General features: G+C 32.8%; 18 protein-coding genes. 4 read left to right on the top strand and 14 right to left on the bottom strand.

Translation table 11 applies throughout. From position 1 onward, the window contains the following. Positions 1-3: 3 nt before the first annotated feature. The 11 genes from NG806_RS13515 to pdxA form a co-directional block, all read right to left on the bottom strand. Positions 4-951, bottom strand: coding sequence for a hypothetical protein (locus NG806_RS13515; RefSeq protein ID WP_261510072.1), 948 nt, complete (start codon positions 949-951; stop codon positions 4-6). Next, on the bottom strand, positions 948-1,937 hold the full coding sequence (locus NG806_RS13510) for a hypothetical protein (RefSeq protein ID WP_261510071.1): 990 nt from the start codon (positions 1,935-1,937) through the stop codon (positions 948-950). Before NG806_RS13510 ends, NG806_RS13515 begins: the two co-directional genes overlap by 4 nt. A gap of 24 nt (positions 1,938-1,961) precedes the next feature. Continuing rightward, positions 1,962-2,942: a glycosyltransferase family protein gene (locus NG806_RS13505; protein WP_261510069.1), complete on the bottom strand. Its 981-nt coding sequence runs from the start codon at positions 2,940-2,942 to the stop codon at positions 1,962-1,964. Positions 2,943-2,946: 4 nt separating this feature from the next. Next, positions 2,947-3,708, bottom strand: coding sequence for a glycosyltransferase family 2 protein (locus NG806_RS13500; RefSeq protein ID WP_261510067.1), 762 nt, complete (start codon positions 3,706-3,708; stop codon positions 2,947-2,949). 2 nt (positions 3,709-3,710) lie between these two features. Then, positions 3,711-4,961, bottom strand: coding sequence for an ornithine--oxo-acid transaminase (gene rocD, locus NG806_RS13495; RefSeq protein WP_261510066.1), 1,251 nt, complete (start codon positions 4,959-4,961; stop codon positions 3,711-3,713). A gap of 191 nt (positions 4,962-5,152) precedes the next feature. After that, a complete protein-coding gene (locus NG806_RS13490) occupies positions 5,153-6,178 on the bottom strand; it encodes an MACPF domain-containing protein (protein WP_261510064.1) in 1,026 nt (341 codons plus the stop codon). Positions 6,179-6,354: 176 nt separating this feature from the next. Beyond that, positions 6,355-7,710 carry an acetyl-CoA carboxylase biotin carboxylase subunit gene (accC, locus tag NG806_RS13485; protein WP_261510062.1) on the bottom strand — a complete coding sequence of 452 codons (1,356 nt, stop codon included), beginning with the start codon at positions 7,708-7,710 and terminating at the stop codon, positions 6,355-6,357. A 93-nt stretch (positions 7,711-7,803) separates the two neighbouring features. Next, positions 7,804-8,283 carry an acetyl-CoA carboxylase biotin carboxyl carrier protein gene (gene accB, locus NG806_RS13480; protein WP_214827444.1) on the bottom strand — a complete coding sequence of 160 codons (480 nt, stop codon included), beginning with the start codon at positions 8,281-8,283 and terminating at the stop codon, positions 7,804-7,806. 125 nt (positions 8,284-8,408) lie between these two features. Further along, positions 8,409-8,612 (bottom strand): 50S ribosomal protein L32, encoded by a 204-nt coding sequence (gene rpmF / locus NG806_RS13475; RefSeq protein ID WP_034681046.1) that lies wholly within the window; start codon positions 8,610-8,612, stop codon positions 8,409-8,411. A 69-nt stretch (positions 8,613-8,681) separates the two neighbouring features. Beyond that, entirely contained in the window at positions 8,682-9,209 is a 528-nt protein-coding gene (locus NG806_RS13470; RefSeq protein ID WP_214827447.1) for a YceD family protein, read from the bottom strand. An 84-nt stretch (positions 9,210-9,293) separates the two neighbouring features. After that, positions 9,294-10,385 carry a 4-hydroxythreonine-4-phosphate dehydrogenase PdxA gene (gene pdxA / locus NG806_RS13465; RefSeq protein WP_261510059.1) on the bottom strand — a complete coding sequence of 364 codons (1,092 nt, stop codon included), beginning with the start codon at positions 10,383-10,385 and terminating at the stop codon, positions 9,294-9,296. Positions 10,386-10,434: 49 nt separating this feature from the next. On the opposite strand from pdxA, the gene NG806_RS13460 reads away from it, so the two are divergent. Genes NG806_RS13460 through NG806_RS13450 form a run of 3 tightly spaced genes read left to right on the top strand, consistent with a single transcriptional unit; the run spans position 10,435 to position 13,170 of the window. Continuing rightward, on the top strand, positions 10,435-11,031 hold the full coding sequence (locus NG806_RS13460) for a riboflavin synthase (RefSeq protein ID WP_261510057.1): 597 nt from the start codon (positions 10,435-10,437) through the stop codon (positions 11,029-11,031). Further along, positions 11,021-12,475, top strand: a complete 1,455-nt coding sequence (locus NG806_RS13455; RefSeq protein WP_214827455.1) for a sensor histidine kinase — start codon at positions 11,021-11,023, stop codon at positions 12,473-12,475. Before NG806_RS13460 ends, NG806_RS13455 begins: the two co-directional genes overlap by 11 nt. Continuing rightward, positions 12,475-13,170, top strand: a complete 696-nt coding sequence (locus NG806_RS13450) for a tRNA1(Val) (adenine(37)-N6)-methyltransferase (protein WP_261510056.1) — start codon at positions 12,475-12,477, stop codon at positions 13,168-13,170. Before NG806_RS13455 ends, NG806_RS13450 begins: the two co-directional genes overlap by 1 nt. On the opposite strand, the gene NG806_RS13445 is transcribed toward NG806_RS13450, so the two are convergent. Both NG806_RS13445 and rpmH read right to left on the bottom strand, forming a co-directional pair. Next, positions 13,171-13,881 (bottom strand): cell division ATP-binding protein FtsE, encoded by a 711-nt coding sequence (locus NG806_RS13445; protein WP_214827459.1) that lies wholly within the window; start codon positions 13,879-13,881, stop codon positions 13,171-13,173. A gap of 157 nt (positions 13,882-14,038) precedes the next feature. Next, the gene (gene rpmH, locus NG806_RS13440) at positions 14,039-14,197 is read right to left on the bottom strand and encodes a 50S ribosomal protein L34 (protein WP_034681061.1); all 159 of its coding nucleotides are present in this window, start codon (positions 14,195-14,197) and stop codon (positions 14,039-14,041) included. 228 nt (positions 14,198-14,425) lie between these two features. Here rpmH and NG806_RS13435 point away from each other — a divergent pair, with 228 nt between their 5' ends. Continuing rightward, positions 14,426-15,430 (top strand): DHH family phosphoesterase, encoded by a 1,005-nt coding sequence (locus NG806_RS13435; RefSeq protein WP_214829195.1) that lies wholly within the window; start codon positions 14,426-14,428, stop codon positions 15,428-15,430. A gap of 51 nt (positions 15,431-15,481) precedes the next feature. Here the strand turns inward: NG806_RS13435 and NG806_RS13430 are convergent, their stop codons facing one another. After that, complete coding sequence (locus tag NG806_RS13430; protein ID WP_261510053.1) at positions 15,482-16,273, bottom strand: patatin-like phospholipase family protein; 792 nt, start codon at positions 16,271-16,273, stop codon at positions 15,482-15,484. Between the last annotated feature and the right edge of the window lie 13 nt (positions 16,274-16,286).

Raw genomic sequence — 16,286 nt, 5'->3', positions numbered from 1 at the left:
ATTCTATAATTTGAATATTTTCTTTATAAAGCTCTTGACTGTATATTTATTGATGATATCCCGTGGTATCTCTACATACTCTGATTCAAGAAATTTTTTAATTTCGGCAGTATCTAGCTGATCACTATCAACAATTAGTATATTATTTGGATGATAAAAATCATAGTCCTTAACTGCTGGGTTTGTTGTAATCAATTTTTTTCTGTATCCTATACTTTCAAATGTTCTAAAAGAAAGGCCCCTCTGGTCTTTCCTTTGAATATCTATCATTGCCTTAGACTCGGAAATAAGTTTCTTCGTTTCGTTAAGGGACAAATATTCTGTTATAGAATGTAAATGCGGATAAACCAATTTCTCATACCAGAATAATGCAAAATAAATTATGAAACCAGCATCAGATAATGTCTTTGAAATTCTGTCGATTTCATCAATTCTTGAATCATAAGACGAAACATTGAAAATGTCATACTTTATAGGTAGTGATTGTAAAGTCTCATCATAAATAAAATTGGAAGTTTCAATAAAATGATATTTTTCTATATCTTCTTTTTCGTACGAGTATATTTCATCAAAAAAATGAATTATTTCAATTTGTCGGGGATATTTTTTGCAGCTGTCATAATAATATGCGATAAAACAAGCTGTATTATTCTTGAGCTCTTTTAATAAAGAATTTTCTAATAAATCAGGACGAATAATAAATATAATATCCTGCTTTTCTTTGATTTTCTGCAGGATCTGTTGTCTAAGATATTTTTTCTTGACATTACTTCCAAATAATTTGGTAACGCCATTCCAGATTTTCACAAATATATTTGGATACTTATATTTTATGATATCTGTTTTGAGATCCGTAACTTTTACATTAGGAATTGATTGCAACTCCTGAACAATAAAATCTATATAACCGTACGCAAAAGGATAGATTAATGTGATCTTCTTTGGCGTCATTTTTTAAATATTTCTTTTAGTTTTTCTTCAAATGAGATTTCCTCATCTAAAACCATTTTTTTGTAAAGTGAAAAGTAAGGAATATGTTCATTATAGTTTTCCAAAATTTCCTTTATTTTTTTTATAATTTCAGGGATCTTATCTTCACTAAAGCTAAATTTATAATCATCTGGAATCATCAGGTCTTCGTAATAAATGGAAGAACCATTTTTTCCTGAAACAATGCAACAATCCTGAGACACAGATTCTCGTAACATTTTATCTCTACCAGGATTTTCCCCAAAATCAACATATAACAGGGATTGTGACATCAAATCTTTTATCTGATCAGCATTCATGTTTTGAATTGGTACCCAATTTAACTCTGGTGAATTTTTGATTAATTGAGATATTTCCTTCTTTCCTTTTCTAGGGTTGTATAGAACTTTCTTATTTGATAAATCCTTTACAATGGTTCCTTTATTCTGTAAGAAACTAGGGTTAATATAATCACAAACAAAATCTATTTGATTTTCAGGAATGCCATGCTTTTTAATATAAACAGATGATCTATAAGACTGAGCCCACTGAAAAACATTAGGTAAATTTTCAAAATAATATTCCTTATCTTTTTGTTTGTAGAAAAGTTTTGTGAAAATATTTTGCTTTCTTATTCTATGATCCATCAAAACCTTATAAAAATCAACACTCAACCACCATATTATTTTTTGGCTTTCAGGGTACTTTTTTACCAAAAAAGTCATAGATTCTGGAATTATTAAAATGTTTTTAGAATTATCTTCTACAATGTCAATTTCACTTGTATGATAAACAGAATAATTTTTTGGTTTTGCATTTTTCCTTTTAGGGATGTAATGCATAAAAACATTTTTTATGTGGAGATGATATAGCTTATCTGCGAGTTGATGCAGAGCTTCAGGACCTCCGGTTACACTATTTGGTGGACAAAATATTATAATTTTCGATTGATCAGTATAAGTAATCATTGATGTATGGTTCAATTTTTTTGATTAAGATAGTCTAAAAACCCGATCTACCCATTTGTCTAACATATAATAATTATAAATCTCATCGGGAATTTTTTGATAAGGCTGGTCAAAAAAAGACTTGGTTAAATTACTGCAAGTTTCGTCTAAAACCAATATATTATTAGGGTTATAGAAGTCATAATCTTTGATAATACTGTTATCTGTAATAATTTTTTTTTCAAGAGCCATTGCTTCAAAAACTCTAAAACTTAAACCGTGTTGATTCTCTCGAGTTAGATCTAGTAAAGCTTTCGAGTTTTTGTAATAACTAGGAAGATCTTTGTGACAGATTTTTTTGATGCTAAATATAACGGAAAGGTTTTCTGGGACAGTGATAAATAAGTTTTTTAGCTGATTTTTCCAACTTTTCTTTCCAATAATCATTATTTGAAATTTTAAGTTCAGCGCAATTAATTTTTTAGCTAGTAATTTAATGTATGAGACCCTTTTATTATCATATGAGGTAATATAAAAAAGATCCATCTGAGGATTTTGACTCTTATTGGAAAGATGATCCAGATAAATATAATTAGTCAGCTTTTCGAATCCATGCTTTTCGATATCAGTAATATCAAACGAAAAAACTTTATCAAAAAGAGCCAGCTTTTCATCTTCTACAGGAAATCTTTCAAGACTATCATAGAGATAGGTGATCAGTCGTTTGCTATAGGTTTTAATTTCTTCTAAAGTAGACGTATCAAAAGCATCAGGGTTTAAAACTAATATTTGATCCTGATGACCTATTTTCGCTAATGAATTTAAAACAAACTGTTGTCTTTTTTCTGTTTTTAGATTTTTATTTAAGAAAACCTTGCTAATTGCATTAGTTGCTCTTTCTTGAAAATTAGAATGGGTAACATTAGCAATTTTGATATGATGTGCATCAATACCTTTTTTGCATAATGTTTCTACAATATGTTTATCATAACCCCAAAAATCATAACTAATTACACAAATCTTCATTCAACTAATTTTGTTCCCTTTTTAACGATTCATAAGTTTCATATACACTTAACGCCTGTAAATATGAAAGTTGATACCCCTCTTTGCCATCTAATATTCCTAACCGCAAAATGTATGCCTTGAAGAATTTAAATGCTGTTTTAGTATATTGTGTTATTGTAGTAAATTTTTTCCCCTTATTTGATAACTCCTGCCCCTTTAAAATTCCGTAATGAATCATCTTGTGTTTGTAGGACTCATAATCTGAAACGGAAAAATGGAGTAATTTATTTTGCAATTCTCCAATTGTTCCTGAAACGTCCAATGTTTCATGAACTTTTTTCTCTGAAATATATCTTGCTTTTGATCTTCTGAAAAGTCTAAAATTTTTATCAGTTTGAGTTCCCGAAAAATGAATAGGCTTTCCTGCAAAAAAGAATTTTCTATAAAAATAATAGGCATCCTTTTTGTCGGATTTATTGAGCTCGTTAATAATTTCAGCTCTTAATAATGACGTAATTCTCTCATCACCATCCAAAAATAAAACCCAATCATTTTTAGCATGATCCAGAGCCAGATTTCTTTGTTTTGTAAAATCTTCAAAGACATTCTGGATTATTTTTACTTTAGGATTAGCATCAGCAATTTCTAAAGTTTTATCACTACTAAAAGAGTCAATAATAACAATTTCATCGCAAAAATCAAAACATTCGAGTACTTCCCGAATGTTTTTTTCTTCGTTATAGGTTATGATTAAGCCACTTACTTTTTCAGTGAGTTCAGGCATATTTATTTTTTGAAATCTAAAATAGTTTTTTCGATAATTTTCACACAATCAAGTAACTGCTCTTCAGTGATTACCAATGGTGGTGCCAATCTGATGATGTTTCCGTGAGTTGGTTTAGCTAGCAATCCGTTTTCTTTTAATTTCAGACAAAGATTCCAAGCTGTAGAACTATCTGGTGTATCGTTAATTAAAATAGCATTTAATAAGCCTTTACCTCTAACTTTAGTAATCAAATCAGATTTTTCAATTAATTTTTCGATCTCGCTTCTGAAAAGTTGTCCTAATTGCTCGGCTCTTTCAGATAAATTCTCATCGGCAACAACATCTAAAGCTGCAATTGCAACCGCACATGCTATTGGGTTTCCGCCAAATGTTGAACCGTGTTGACCAGGCTTAATGACATTCATTATTTCATTATTTGCTAAAACAGCAGATACTGGATACATACCACCTGAAAGCGCTTTTCCTAAAATTAAAATGTCAGGTTGTACATCTTCATGATGGCAAGCGATCAATTTTCCTGTTCTTGCGATACCTGTCTGTACTTCGTCAGCAATGAAGAGAACATTATGTTTTTTACAAAGCTCAGATGCATTTTTCAGAAATCCGTCATTTGGAACATAAACCCCAGCTTCTCCTTGAATAGGTTCAACTAAAAATGCGGCAATATTTCCTGCTTCTTTGCTTAGTACTTCCTCAAGTGCAGCAATGTCATTATATGGGATTTTAATGAACCCGGGTGTAAAAGGTCCATAATTCTGATTAGCATCAGGATCATTAGAGAAAGAAACGATCGTTGTTGTTCTTCCGTGAAAATTATTTTCACATACAACTATTTTTGCAGCATTTTCAGAAATTCCTTTTACTTCATAACTCCATTTTCTGGCAAGTTTTACCGCTGTTTCTACAGCTTCTGCTCCAGAATTCATAGGTAATACCTTGTCAAAGCCGAATAAGGTTGTGATTTTCTCTTCGTATTCTCCTAAGTTAGAATTGTAAAATGCTCTAGAAGTTAAAGCTAATTTTTTTGCTTGATTTACTAAAGCTTCTACAATTTTAGGATGAGAATGCCCTTGGTTAACAGCAGAGTAAGCTGAAAGAAAATCATAATATTTTTTGCCTTCTACATCCCAAACAAAAACACCTTCTCCACGGTCTAAAACTACGGGTAAAGGATGATAGTTATGTGCTCCATGTTTGTCTTCAAGGTCAATAAAATACTGTGAGTTTTTTTCTGTTTCTACTGTTGACATATTCTTTTGGTTTTGTACAAAGTTAATAATTATATGTTGGATTGATTAGTGATATGTTTATTTTTAATTTGGAATTTCAATTGGATTGTATTTTATAATCTCTTATTATATTTTAAAGGTGTTTTTTAGTAATAAAAAATCCGCCATATAATGGGCGGACTATGTAATATGGGAGTAATTGTATAATATTTTTACGGAGCTAAAAATACTTGATTGTTAGTGAGATATTTGTCAATGTATGATTTCATTTGAGATTTTTTTAATGGATCTTTTACTAAATCATAAATTATTACCAAGCCATTGGCTCCGAAATCTACTAAAACAGAATTGTTTTTATTAGAGGTGCTTTGCCAATCTGAAATATTAATTTTTGGTATACCTTGATCGATATTTATAATGTTAGCAAAACGCTTAGACTTGTCACCTCCTCTTGTTTTGTAATATAGCTTTTTAGAATAATTTTTAGAAGCCTCCTGTATGTCTATATCGTTTGCTATACTTGAGTTCAGAGTACTTACAGCGGTTACTATGCCTGCTCTTGCAGCACGTTGACGATCTTGATTTGTTGTTTGTGCCTGAAAGAAGATATCTAATTTAGCACCTGTGTAAATGTCTACTGTGACATGTGTACCATAGTCACGTACTATTTGCTCTGGTGTTTTTGTCTGTAGATCTTTTAAAAAATCTTGAGTTAAATAATTGCTTAGTAAATCTGCTGTAGCATTGAATCGAAATCTTTTTTGTTTAATTAGGAGGTTGTAACTTCCATAAATATATTTAGGATCAAAAAAATTAAAATTTTCTGTGATGGCCGACTTGAATGGATTTGATATTGTTTTTCCATAAAGAAGCAGGTTATCTGTTGCACTTACTTTTTTTGAAATGACTTGTGAAAAAGCTGCTGCATCTGCGCCATATTCTTCTGAATATTCTTGAGATACTGTATTTTCATCAACCAATCTAGGATTTTGGTGTATTTTAAACTTATCAATATCAATTACTTTAAAGCCTGTAGAATTGGAATTTGCATATTCTCCGGTAACGTTATAGCCGTATCCTAAAGCATTATAGGATCCAAATTCTTTACTATCTTCAAGCGATATTGGATTCTCATTTGCTGATTTTTCAGTGGTTGTTTGATTAATTTCATCACTGGAACATGATGACATAAATAGCATAAGCAAGGTACTTATGCATAATAGAATTTGTTTCTTCATAATTTTTTCTAAATCATGTCAAAAGTAATATTAAATCAAAAAAAAGGGAAATAATGAGATGTGATAAAAGTCATGCAGTATAATTGATTGTAGATTTCTTGTTGAATTCTGTGAATTTTAAATAAAAAAAACTGCCTCATAATGAGACAGTTTCTGCTTTTTTATATAAAATAATCCTAATGATTATCGTATTTTCTATCCATTACAAAACTCTCCATGAATTTTGTGGTGTAGTTTCCTGCAAGATAATCCTCATCATCCATTAATTGTCTGTGGAAAGGGATTGTTGTTTTTACACCTTCAATATAAAATTCCTCCAATGCACGTTTCATTTTAGCGATTGCTTCCTCACGGGTCTGAGCCGTAGTGATCAATTTTGCAATCATTGAATCATAGTTGGAAGGGATTGTGTATCCTGAATATACGTGAGTGTCAACTCTGATTCCATGTCCACCAGGAATGTTCAATCCTGTGATTTTTCCTGGAGATGGTCTGAAATCAGCATAAGGATCCTCTGCATTGATTCTGCATTCGATAGAATGTAATTTTGGATAATAGTTAATTCCTGAAATAGGCGTTCCTGCAGCCAAAAGAATTTGTTCTCTGATCAGATCATAATCAATTACCTGCTCAGTGATCGGGTGTTCCACCTGAATTCTTGTATTCATTTCCATGAAATAGAAATTTCTGTGCTTGTCTACTAAGAATTCTATTGTTCCCACACCTTCGTAACCAATAAACTCTGCTGCTTTTACTGCTGCATCACCCATTTTCTCACGAAGTTCATCAGTCATAAAAGGAGATGGAGTCTCTTCAGTTAATTTCTGATTTCTTCTCTGTACTGAACAATCTCTTTCAGAAAGATGACAGGCTTTACCGTATTGGTCTCCTGCTACCTGAATTTCAATATGTCTAGGCTCTTCAATTAATTTTTCCATATACATACCTCCGTTTCCGAAAGCAGCTACGGCTTCTTGAATGGCAGATTCCCAATGGTCTTTAAGGTCTTCAGCTCTCCAAACAGCTCTCATTCCTTTTCCACCACCACCTGCAGTTGCTTTGATCATGACTGGGTATCCTGTCTCCCCAGCTACTTTTACAGCATGTTCATAGGATTCGATCAATCCATCCGAACCTGGTACACATGGTACACCAGCCGCTTTCATAGTTGCCTTGGCATTAGCTTTGTCACCCATTTTCTCGATCTGTTCAGGAGAAGCACCAATAAATTTAATACCATTCTTCTGACAGATTCTTGAGAAATTAGCATTTTCAGATAAGAAACCATATCCAGGATGAATAGCATCTGCATTGGTTATTTCTGCAGCAGCAATGATATTTGGAATTTTAAGATAAGAGTCTTTACTCATCGCAGGACCAATACAAACTGCCTCATCAGCAAATCTTACGTGAAGACTGTCTTTGTCTGCAGTAGAATATACTGCAACGGTTTTGATCCCCATTTCTTTGCAAGTACGAAGAATACGCATTGCAATTTCGCCACGGTTGGCTATTAATATTTTTTTGAACATCTTTCCGAAATTTTAAATTATAAATTTTGAATTTTAAATTATTTTAAATGAAAAGTATTCATCTAAAATTTATAATCTTTAATCTAAAATTCCTTAAGATGGATCTACCAAGAATAAAGGTTGGTCATACTCTACAGGTGTAGCATCATCTACCAATATCTTAACGATTTTTCCGCTGATTTCAGATTCTATCTGGTTGAATAACTTCATTGCTTCAATTACACAAACAATTTTTCCGTTAGAAACCTCGTCACCTACATTTACAAAAACATCTTTATCTGGAGATGGCTTTCTGTAGAAAGTACCAATCATTGGAGATTTGATAGTTACATATTTGCTGTCATCAGAAGCGGCTTCAGTCTTTTCAGTAGGAACGACAGGAGTAGCCGTTTGTACAGGAGCAGCTGCTTGCTGTGGAGCAGTATGGTAAACTGCAGGTTGTGCATAGTTCACTTCACTTCCTGCTAATGGAGTTTTAATAGTGATTTCGAAATCTTTAGTTTTGTATTTTACTTCTGAAACCTCAGCTTTAGATACAAACTTAATAAGATTTTGTATGTCTTTAATGTCCATAAATTTGATATTTGATTTTGGGTCAAAGATACCAAAAAAACATAAAAAACAACAAAAAACCGTCCAATTTTATCAAAATTGGACGGTTTTTGTATTAAAATGAGGTTTTTTTAAAAAATAGCCTCTTAGTTTTCTTCAGTAGTTTCCACTGTTTTCTCCAATACTACTTTACCTCTATAGTAAAGTTTTCCTTCATGCCAGTGAGCTCTGTGGTAAAGGTGAAGTTCACCTGTAGTTGCATCTTTAGCTAATTGAGGAACTACAGCTTTGTAGTGAGTTCTTCTCTTATCTCTTCTTGTGGACGACTGTCTTCTCTTTGGATGTGCCATTGTGTAATAACTATTTTAATTTGATGAGCGATGAGATTTTTTTCATCATCTCATCATATTTAAATTATTTTAATTTTTGTCTTTTAATTTTTTAAGCGCTTCCCATCTCGGGTCACTTTCGTGTTCTTCTTCAACCTCTTCAATATCTTTAGGACTGAATTGATCAAGAATTTCTAAATCTTCATCGCTTACGTTTGGAGATACTTTTTTCATTGGTATGGAAAGCATCACATTCTCGTAAATCAACTGTGCTACATTGAAAGCGTGGTCTGTGCTTGGAATGGTAATAACGTTTTCATCACTATCATCATATTCTTCTCCAAACTTTACCAAAACTTTAATTTCATTCTCTATAGGATAGTCGAATTCTGCGTTTGTAATATCACAAACCAATTCTACAATTCCATTGATTTTTATTTCAAATTCTAAAAAAGTGGTGTGCTTTTCTAGGAAAGCATCTACCGTAATTCTAGGATTTGTAAATTCCTGTTCAGTGTCAAATAATTGAAAGAACGATTGATCTATCTCAAATTTGAACTGATGCTTGCCGTTTTTTAATCCGGAAAAGCTTACGTCATAGTTTCTTAACTTGTCCATAAAATGAGTGTGCAAAAATATGCATTTTTTTTATAATTACAAATAAAATGTCAAACAAATTGTTTTAAAATGCGTTTGTTTTATTTACGCTTCGTTTTCATCAGGCAAATCTTCGTCTATTCCATTGTCTACAACCATTTTTCTTGGCTGCATTCTATTGCTCATTAGATCATTATATTCACTCCTGTTGTTGAAAATTTTAATTGCTGTAAAAATAGCCTCCGTAAAACTTTGCTCATCTGCAATGTTTTTTCCGGCAATATCATAAGCGACTCCGTGGTCAGGAGAGGTTCTTATAAACGGTAACCCAGCAGTATAATTTACACCCTCTTCATAAGCTAATGTTTTGAATGGTGCCAATCCCTGATCATGATACATTGCCAAAACGGCATCGAAATTTTTGTATTTATTGGGCTGAAAGAAGCTGTCTGCGGGAAATGGGCCAAAAGCTAAAATTCCATTGTCTGACAGTTCTTTTATAGCTGGTCCTATAATTTCTATTTCCTCGCTTCCAATAACTCCGCCATCTCCTGAGTGAGGATTTAATCCTAATACAGCAATTTTGGGTTTCTGAATACAGAAATCCTCTATTAGAGTTTGGTTTAAAGCTTTGATCTGCTTTTTGATTTTCTCTTTGGATATGTTTTCTGCTACCTTGGCAATAGGGATGTGATGGGTAGAAACGGCTACTTTTAAATCATCAGTTACTAGAAACATTAGCCCTTTTTTATTGAATTTCTCTTCAAAATATCCGGTATGACCTGCGTGCTTGAAGCCCATTTTTACCATTTCATCTTTATTGATGGGAGCAGTAACAAGAACATCGATTTCTCCTTTTATCAAAGCTTCAGTAGCAGCTTCCAGAGAAGCAATTGCCATTTGGGTAGACTCTTCCGTTGGAACACCTAATTCTACATTGGAGTTGTCTTTTGCAAGGTTTACCATATTTAGCTTTCCGCCTTGCGCTTGTGAAGTTTCATTAATATAATTGAAATTAAGATTCAGTTTAAAAATATTTTTCTGATAAGTAAAAAGTTTTCCTGATCCGAAAATTATCGGAGTAAAAAAATCTGTAATTGTTTTGTCTTTCAAAGACTTCATGATGATTTCAGGGCCGATACCATTGAAATCACCTATTGAAATTCCTACTCGTACTTTATAGTTTTTTGGACTCATTTTGATTATCTTTGAAGATTATAATTTTACAAATTTAGCAAAAAATAATATGTTCACAGGAATTATTGAAGCAGTTGGGGTTATTGAGAAAATTGAGGAAAAAGGAAGTAATATTGATTTTACTTTAACCTGTCCCTTTACCAATGAATTGAAAATAGATCAGAGTCTGGCTCATAACGGTTGTTGTCTAACGGTTGTTGAAATTAAAGATGACCAATATGTTGTAACAGCGATTAATGAAACATTAGAAAAAACGAATCTCGGAAATTGGAACGTTGGAACAGTTGTGAACCTGGAGCGCTGTATGAAGATGGACGGAAGACTGGATGGGCATATTGTTCAGGGGCATGTCGATAAAACGGGAGAGGTTGCAGGAATTGAAAATAAAGACGGAAGTTATTTTATTACCATTAAATATGACAATGAAGGAGGTTTTGTAACTGTTCCTCAGGGTTCAATTACCATGAATGGAATAAGTTTAACAGTAGCAAAAAGTGAAGATTCTCAATTTTCGGTAGCCATTATTCCTTATACCTGGGAGTTTACCAATATGCAACATTTAAAAATTGGAGACAAAGTAAATCTGGAATTTGATATAATTGGTAAGTATATTGCTAGGTTAATTAATAAACAGAATGGCAATTAATAAGTACAAAGGATATAGCTTGAGAAATCGTGTGTTTTTCGGTTTCTTGTTGGTATGTCTTTTAAGTGTAGTTGCTTCATCTCTTGTTCCTTATTTTGTTTTAAGAAGCAATTCATTACAGCAAAGTAAGATAGACATGCAGGAAAAAACCAGTGCTGTAATGAGATTTCTGGATTATGCTGTAAGTCGTACTATTCTTGAGACAAAAGATCTTCCACAAGTTTTAGGAAATAAGATTTTCGAAATTGCAGATATTAATCAACATGATATTGTTATTTACGATTTAAAAGGTCATTATCTGCTTTCAAATAAAGATGAGGGATTGATCTCACAAAAGTCAATTCCGGTAGATATTGTTAATCGAATACTGACAACTGATGCCAGAGTGGATATCAGGGGTTATGATCAGGCTAAAGATGCGGTATTTACTTCCTCTTATATGGTTTTAAAAAACAATGTTTTGGAGCCAATAGGGATCGTATATATTCCGCTTTATCATAATGAATCATCTTATCTGGAGGTGCTTCATAAGTATGTTAAATATATCCTTTTAGTTGACTTTTTCCTTATCATATTTAGTATATGGATCAGTTGGGTAACATCAAACAGTTTAGCAAAAAATATTACTAAATTTTCTGATATGATTACCCGGATTACTTTGTTTGAGAACGAAATGCGTCCGATCAGATATTATAAGAATGATGAATTGAATGCCTTAGCAAGAGCTTATAACAGGATGATCCTTCAGATTCAGGATCAAAAAGAAAGGCTTCGTTTCAAAGCATCTGAGGAAGCATGGAGAGAAATGGCAAAGCAGGTCGCTCATGAAGTGAAAAATCCTTTGACTCCTATGAAACTTACCATTCAGAATTTTGAAAGGAAATTCGATCCACAGGATCCCAATGTTACGGAGAGGGTGAAATTGATGAGTAAGACGATGGTAGATCAGATCGATTTAATTGCTACTGTTGCTTCAGCATTTTCAGAATTTGCAAAGCTTCCTGAAAAAAACAATGAGACAATTAACCTTAATGCAGAAATAGCGGATATTCTTCGGGTTTTCAGCGATGACAGTGTTTTCGTTCATACGAACAAATCCAATATTATGATTAATATGGATAAGATTTATCTTTCAAGAATCATTACAAACCTTGTTACCAATGCGAAACAGGCTCAAAGTGATGATAGGAAATTAATCATTAATGTCGATATAGAACAGCATCAAAGAAGGGTAATGATTTCTGTGCAGGATAATGGGGTAGGTATTCCTGATAATATGTATGAAAGAATATTTGAGCCTAATTTCACTTCAAAAAATAGTGGAATGGGATTAGGGTTATCAATGGTAAGAAAAATGGTAGAAGATTATAAAGGTGAGATTTCTGTGAAATCGGAAGTTGATAAAGGTTCTACATTTACGATCACACTCCCCACTAACTTATAGTGAACCCTTTTAAGTTTAAACAATTTGATATTCATCAATCCCCGGAGGTTTTCCGTGTTGGGACGGATGGTGTTTTGCTCGGAGCTCTTGCCTATGTAACAGGTGTACGAAAAGTGCTGGAAGTGGGTACAGGGACTGGTTTAATATCATTAATGCTTGCTCAGAGGAACTCCGATGCCGAATTTTTAGGATTAGATATTCAGGATGTGGCTGTAAACCTAACTAAAACTAATTTTGAAAATTCTATTTTTAGAGCAAGATTAAAAAATACCCTTCAGGATTTTAAAACTTTCGAAACCAATGAAAAATTTGATCTGATTGTTTCTAACCCACCTTATTTTGAAGAGTCTAATTCTGCTAAAGATAAAGTTGCCCGACAAACTGTTGAGTTAAATTTTAAGCAACTGATTTCAAAAGCTTTTTCATTGCTTTCTGAAAATGGAATTTTCTCCGTAATTATTCCTGTTGAGGCCGGAAATGATTTTATGAAGATTTCTGAAGATCATCATTTGTTTTTAAAAAGGAGAATTGATATTAAAGGAATAGAAAATTCAAAGACTAAGAGATTAATCTTAGAATTTTCTTTGAATCAAAGTAATATTGAAGAAGTTGATTTTGTGATAGAAAAAAGTCCGAGAAAATACTCGGACCAATATCTGGAACTCACAAAAGAGTTTCATATTTTTAGTAAATAATTATTCAAATAATTCTGTAGTATCCAATACTGATACTTTTCCATCTTCACATCTGATAGCTTCCCCCGGGAAATTTTGAATCATATGGTAATCATGGGTTGCCATTACTACTGCAGCTCCGTTTTCCAAAGCAACCTGCTTTAGAAGGGTCATGATTTCATTTGAAGTTTCAGGATCTAAATTTCCAGTTGGCTCATCCGCTAAAATAAGATCAGGATGATTTAATAAAGCTCTTGCAATCGCTATACGTTGTTGCTCTCCTCCGGAAAGTTCGTGTGGCATTTTATGCTTTTTGCTTTTCATGTTTACGCTTCCCAGAACTTCATTGATGCGATCCTCCATTTTTATCTTATCACTCCATCCGGTAGCTTCAAGGACGAATTTTAAATTCTTTTCTACGGTTCTGTCTGAAAGCAATTGGAAATCCTGGAAAACAATTCCTAATTTTCTTCTTAGATTAGGAATGTCAGAGGTTCTCATTTTAGCAAGATCAAAACCTACTACATCTCCATGTCCTGATGCTAAAGGAATATGTCCATACAGTGTTTTCAAAAGAGAGCTTTTTCCTGATCCCGTTTTTCCAATAAGATAACAGAATCTTCCTTTCTTAATGTTTAGATTAACGTCGGAAAGTACAGTGAAGCTTTTTTGGGCAATTTTTGCGTGCTGCAAAGTTATAATGCTATCTCCTATGATATTTGTATGTGGCATAATTCAATTTTAAAAGGGCTATTTCTAAAGAAAATCTTTTCAGATTTTAAAAATAGAAAAAAGAAACCTAAAGAACCTAAATTTTAGTAAATTTTAACAACAAAAAATGCCTGAAAAACTTCTTTTCAAGCATGATTTGTATATGATAATTTTGAGATTATCTCTTAGCGCGTGCAGCACTGATCGTTAAACTCTTTCTGCCTTTAGCTCTTCTTGCAGCCAAAACTCTTCTACCGTTTGGCGTTGACATTCTTTCTCTGAAACCGTGTTTGTTTCTTCTTTTTCTTTCTGATGGCTGGAATGTTCTTTTACTCATTACTATATATTTAAATCGTAATTATCTATTTATTTTTCAGGTTGCAAAGATATATATTTTTTTAGAAGTTACAAATTTATATTACTTTTTTTTGAAATAATTTCAAATGTTTTTTGTGTCATATTAATATGGTTGATTGTAAATAGAGCATCTATGTTGTTTAAATTAATGCTTAATGATTTATTTAAAAGCTCTATCTTTGGAGACTCAAATTTAAAGAACATAAAGATGTTTACACCAGCGGAACTTTTAGAAATTAATACACTACTTACTCCTGAAAATAAAATAGTTATTCTTACCCATTATAATCCTGATGGTGATGCTATCGGTTCCAGTTTAGGTTTAAAACATTATTTGAATGCTAAAGGAATTGTAGCTGAAGTGCTTGTGCCAAATGATTTTCCTAAGTTTCTGAAATGGATGCCTGAGGCGAGGAAAAATATAGTCGCTGAATATAAGAGAAAGATTGCTTTTGATCTGATTAATGAGGCTGATGTAATTTTCTGTTTGGATTTCAATTCACCTTCAAGAATTGGAATTTTAGGAGATTGGCTTGTAAAATCTACTGCAAAAAAAATCCTTATCGACCATCATCAGCAGCCTGAAGCATTTGATTATGTGTATTCTGATACGATTATTCCTGCCACTTCACAAATGATCTATCATTTTATTGAAGCAATGGGTGATGAAGATTTAGTGAATAAAGATATTGCAGAATGTCTTTATACCGGAATTATGACAGATACCGGAGGATTTCGTTTTCGTTCCACGAGTGCTACAACGCACCGTATTATTGCTAATCTAATTGAAAAGGGTGCTGATCCTTCTGTTATTACTTCTAATACCTGGGATACCAACACTGTCTCCCGATTACACTTACTTGCTTTAATTCTGGGAAGGATAGAAGTGGTAAATGATGGCACAGTAGCGGTTTTGTATCTGACAAGAAAAGAGCTTCAGGAATATGGTTTCCAAAAAGGAGATACTGAAGGTTTTGTTAATTATGGACTAAGTATCGTTGGCGTTAAAATGTCTGCATTTTTTATGGAAGATTTGTACGAGGATTTCATAAAAATATCTTTCCGAAGTAAAGATGATGTGGATGTGAATCAGTTTTCAAGAAAGTATTTCAATGGCGGTGGTCATATCAATGCGGCAGGTGGAAAATCAAATGAATCTTTACCTGATACCCTCGAGACCTTTAAAACCAGAGTGGCAGAAGAGAATTTGTAAGAAGGTAAAATCGTTTAGATTTAAGAAGTCATAAAGAGAGAAAAAGGGTTTTTAAATTTTTGTATACCCCTTGCTCTCCAATTCTTTACAGGTGTATTCGTAGACCTGTTGGAACATTTCATCCAGATTTTTCTTGTGGAATAAACTAAATTTTGTCATTTTGGGCGGATCTAAGAAGATATCGCAGGAACTCACTTTAGAATAAACGGATTTTGCAATTGCTAAATGCAAAATTCTATCAAACTCTTTCATTAAGCTCATTTTTTTTAATTCATCATAACTGATCGAATTAACATGAGATGCAATTAAGAAATCACATTTATCAATAATAGGTTCAATAGGTAAGTTATCTAAAACGCCACCATCTACATATATTTTTTCACCCATTCTTACAGGAGGAAGAACAAAAGGAACACTGGAAGAGGCTAACAGAGGTTGGAATAGTGGGCCTTCCGAGAAGAAATCTACAATTCCATGTGTCATTTCTGTTGCAGCAACATAGACAGGGATTTTTAAAATCTTGAAATCATCTTCGGGAAAGTAATCAGTAAGGAGTTTTAAAATAAAATTTGAGCTGAAAATCCCATTTTTAGAAAGCTTTAAATAGGACCTTGAAAAAAAAGTTGTACTCTTTACGATTTCCATCATTTCATCGGGTGTTTTCCCGAAAGAATAGAATGCTCCAACAATAGAACCTGCACTGGTTCCGGAAATAATTTGTGGTTTTAAATTATACTCTTCTAGTGCTTTTAAAACAGCAATGTGAGCAATTCCACGCATGCCTCCGCCAGAAAGTGTCAAGCCGATAATGGGGTCCTTTTTTTTGAAAGAGAATAAACTCATTGAGAAAATTAAT

Source organism: Chryseobacterium paludis (assembly GCF_025403485.1).
GTDB lineage: Bacteria > Bacteroidota > Bacteroidia > Flavobacteriales > Weeksellaceae > Chryseobacterium > Chryseobacterium paludis.
The sequence above is the reverse complement of the archived record's forward strand: the minus strand, read 5'-3'. Positions and strand labels throughout refer to the sequence as shown.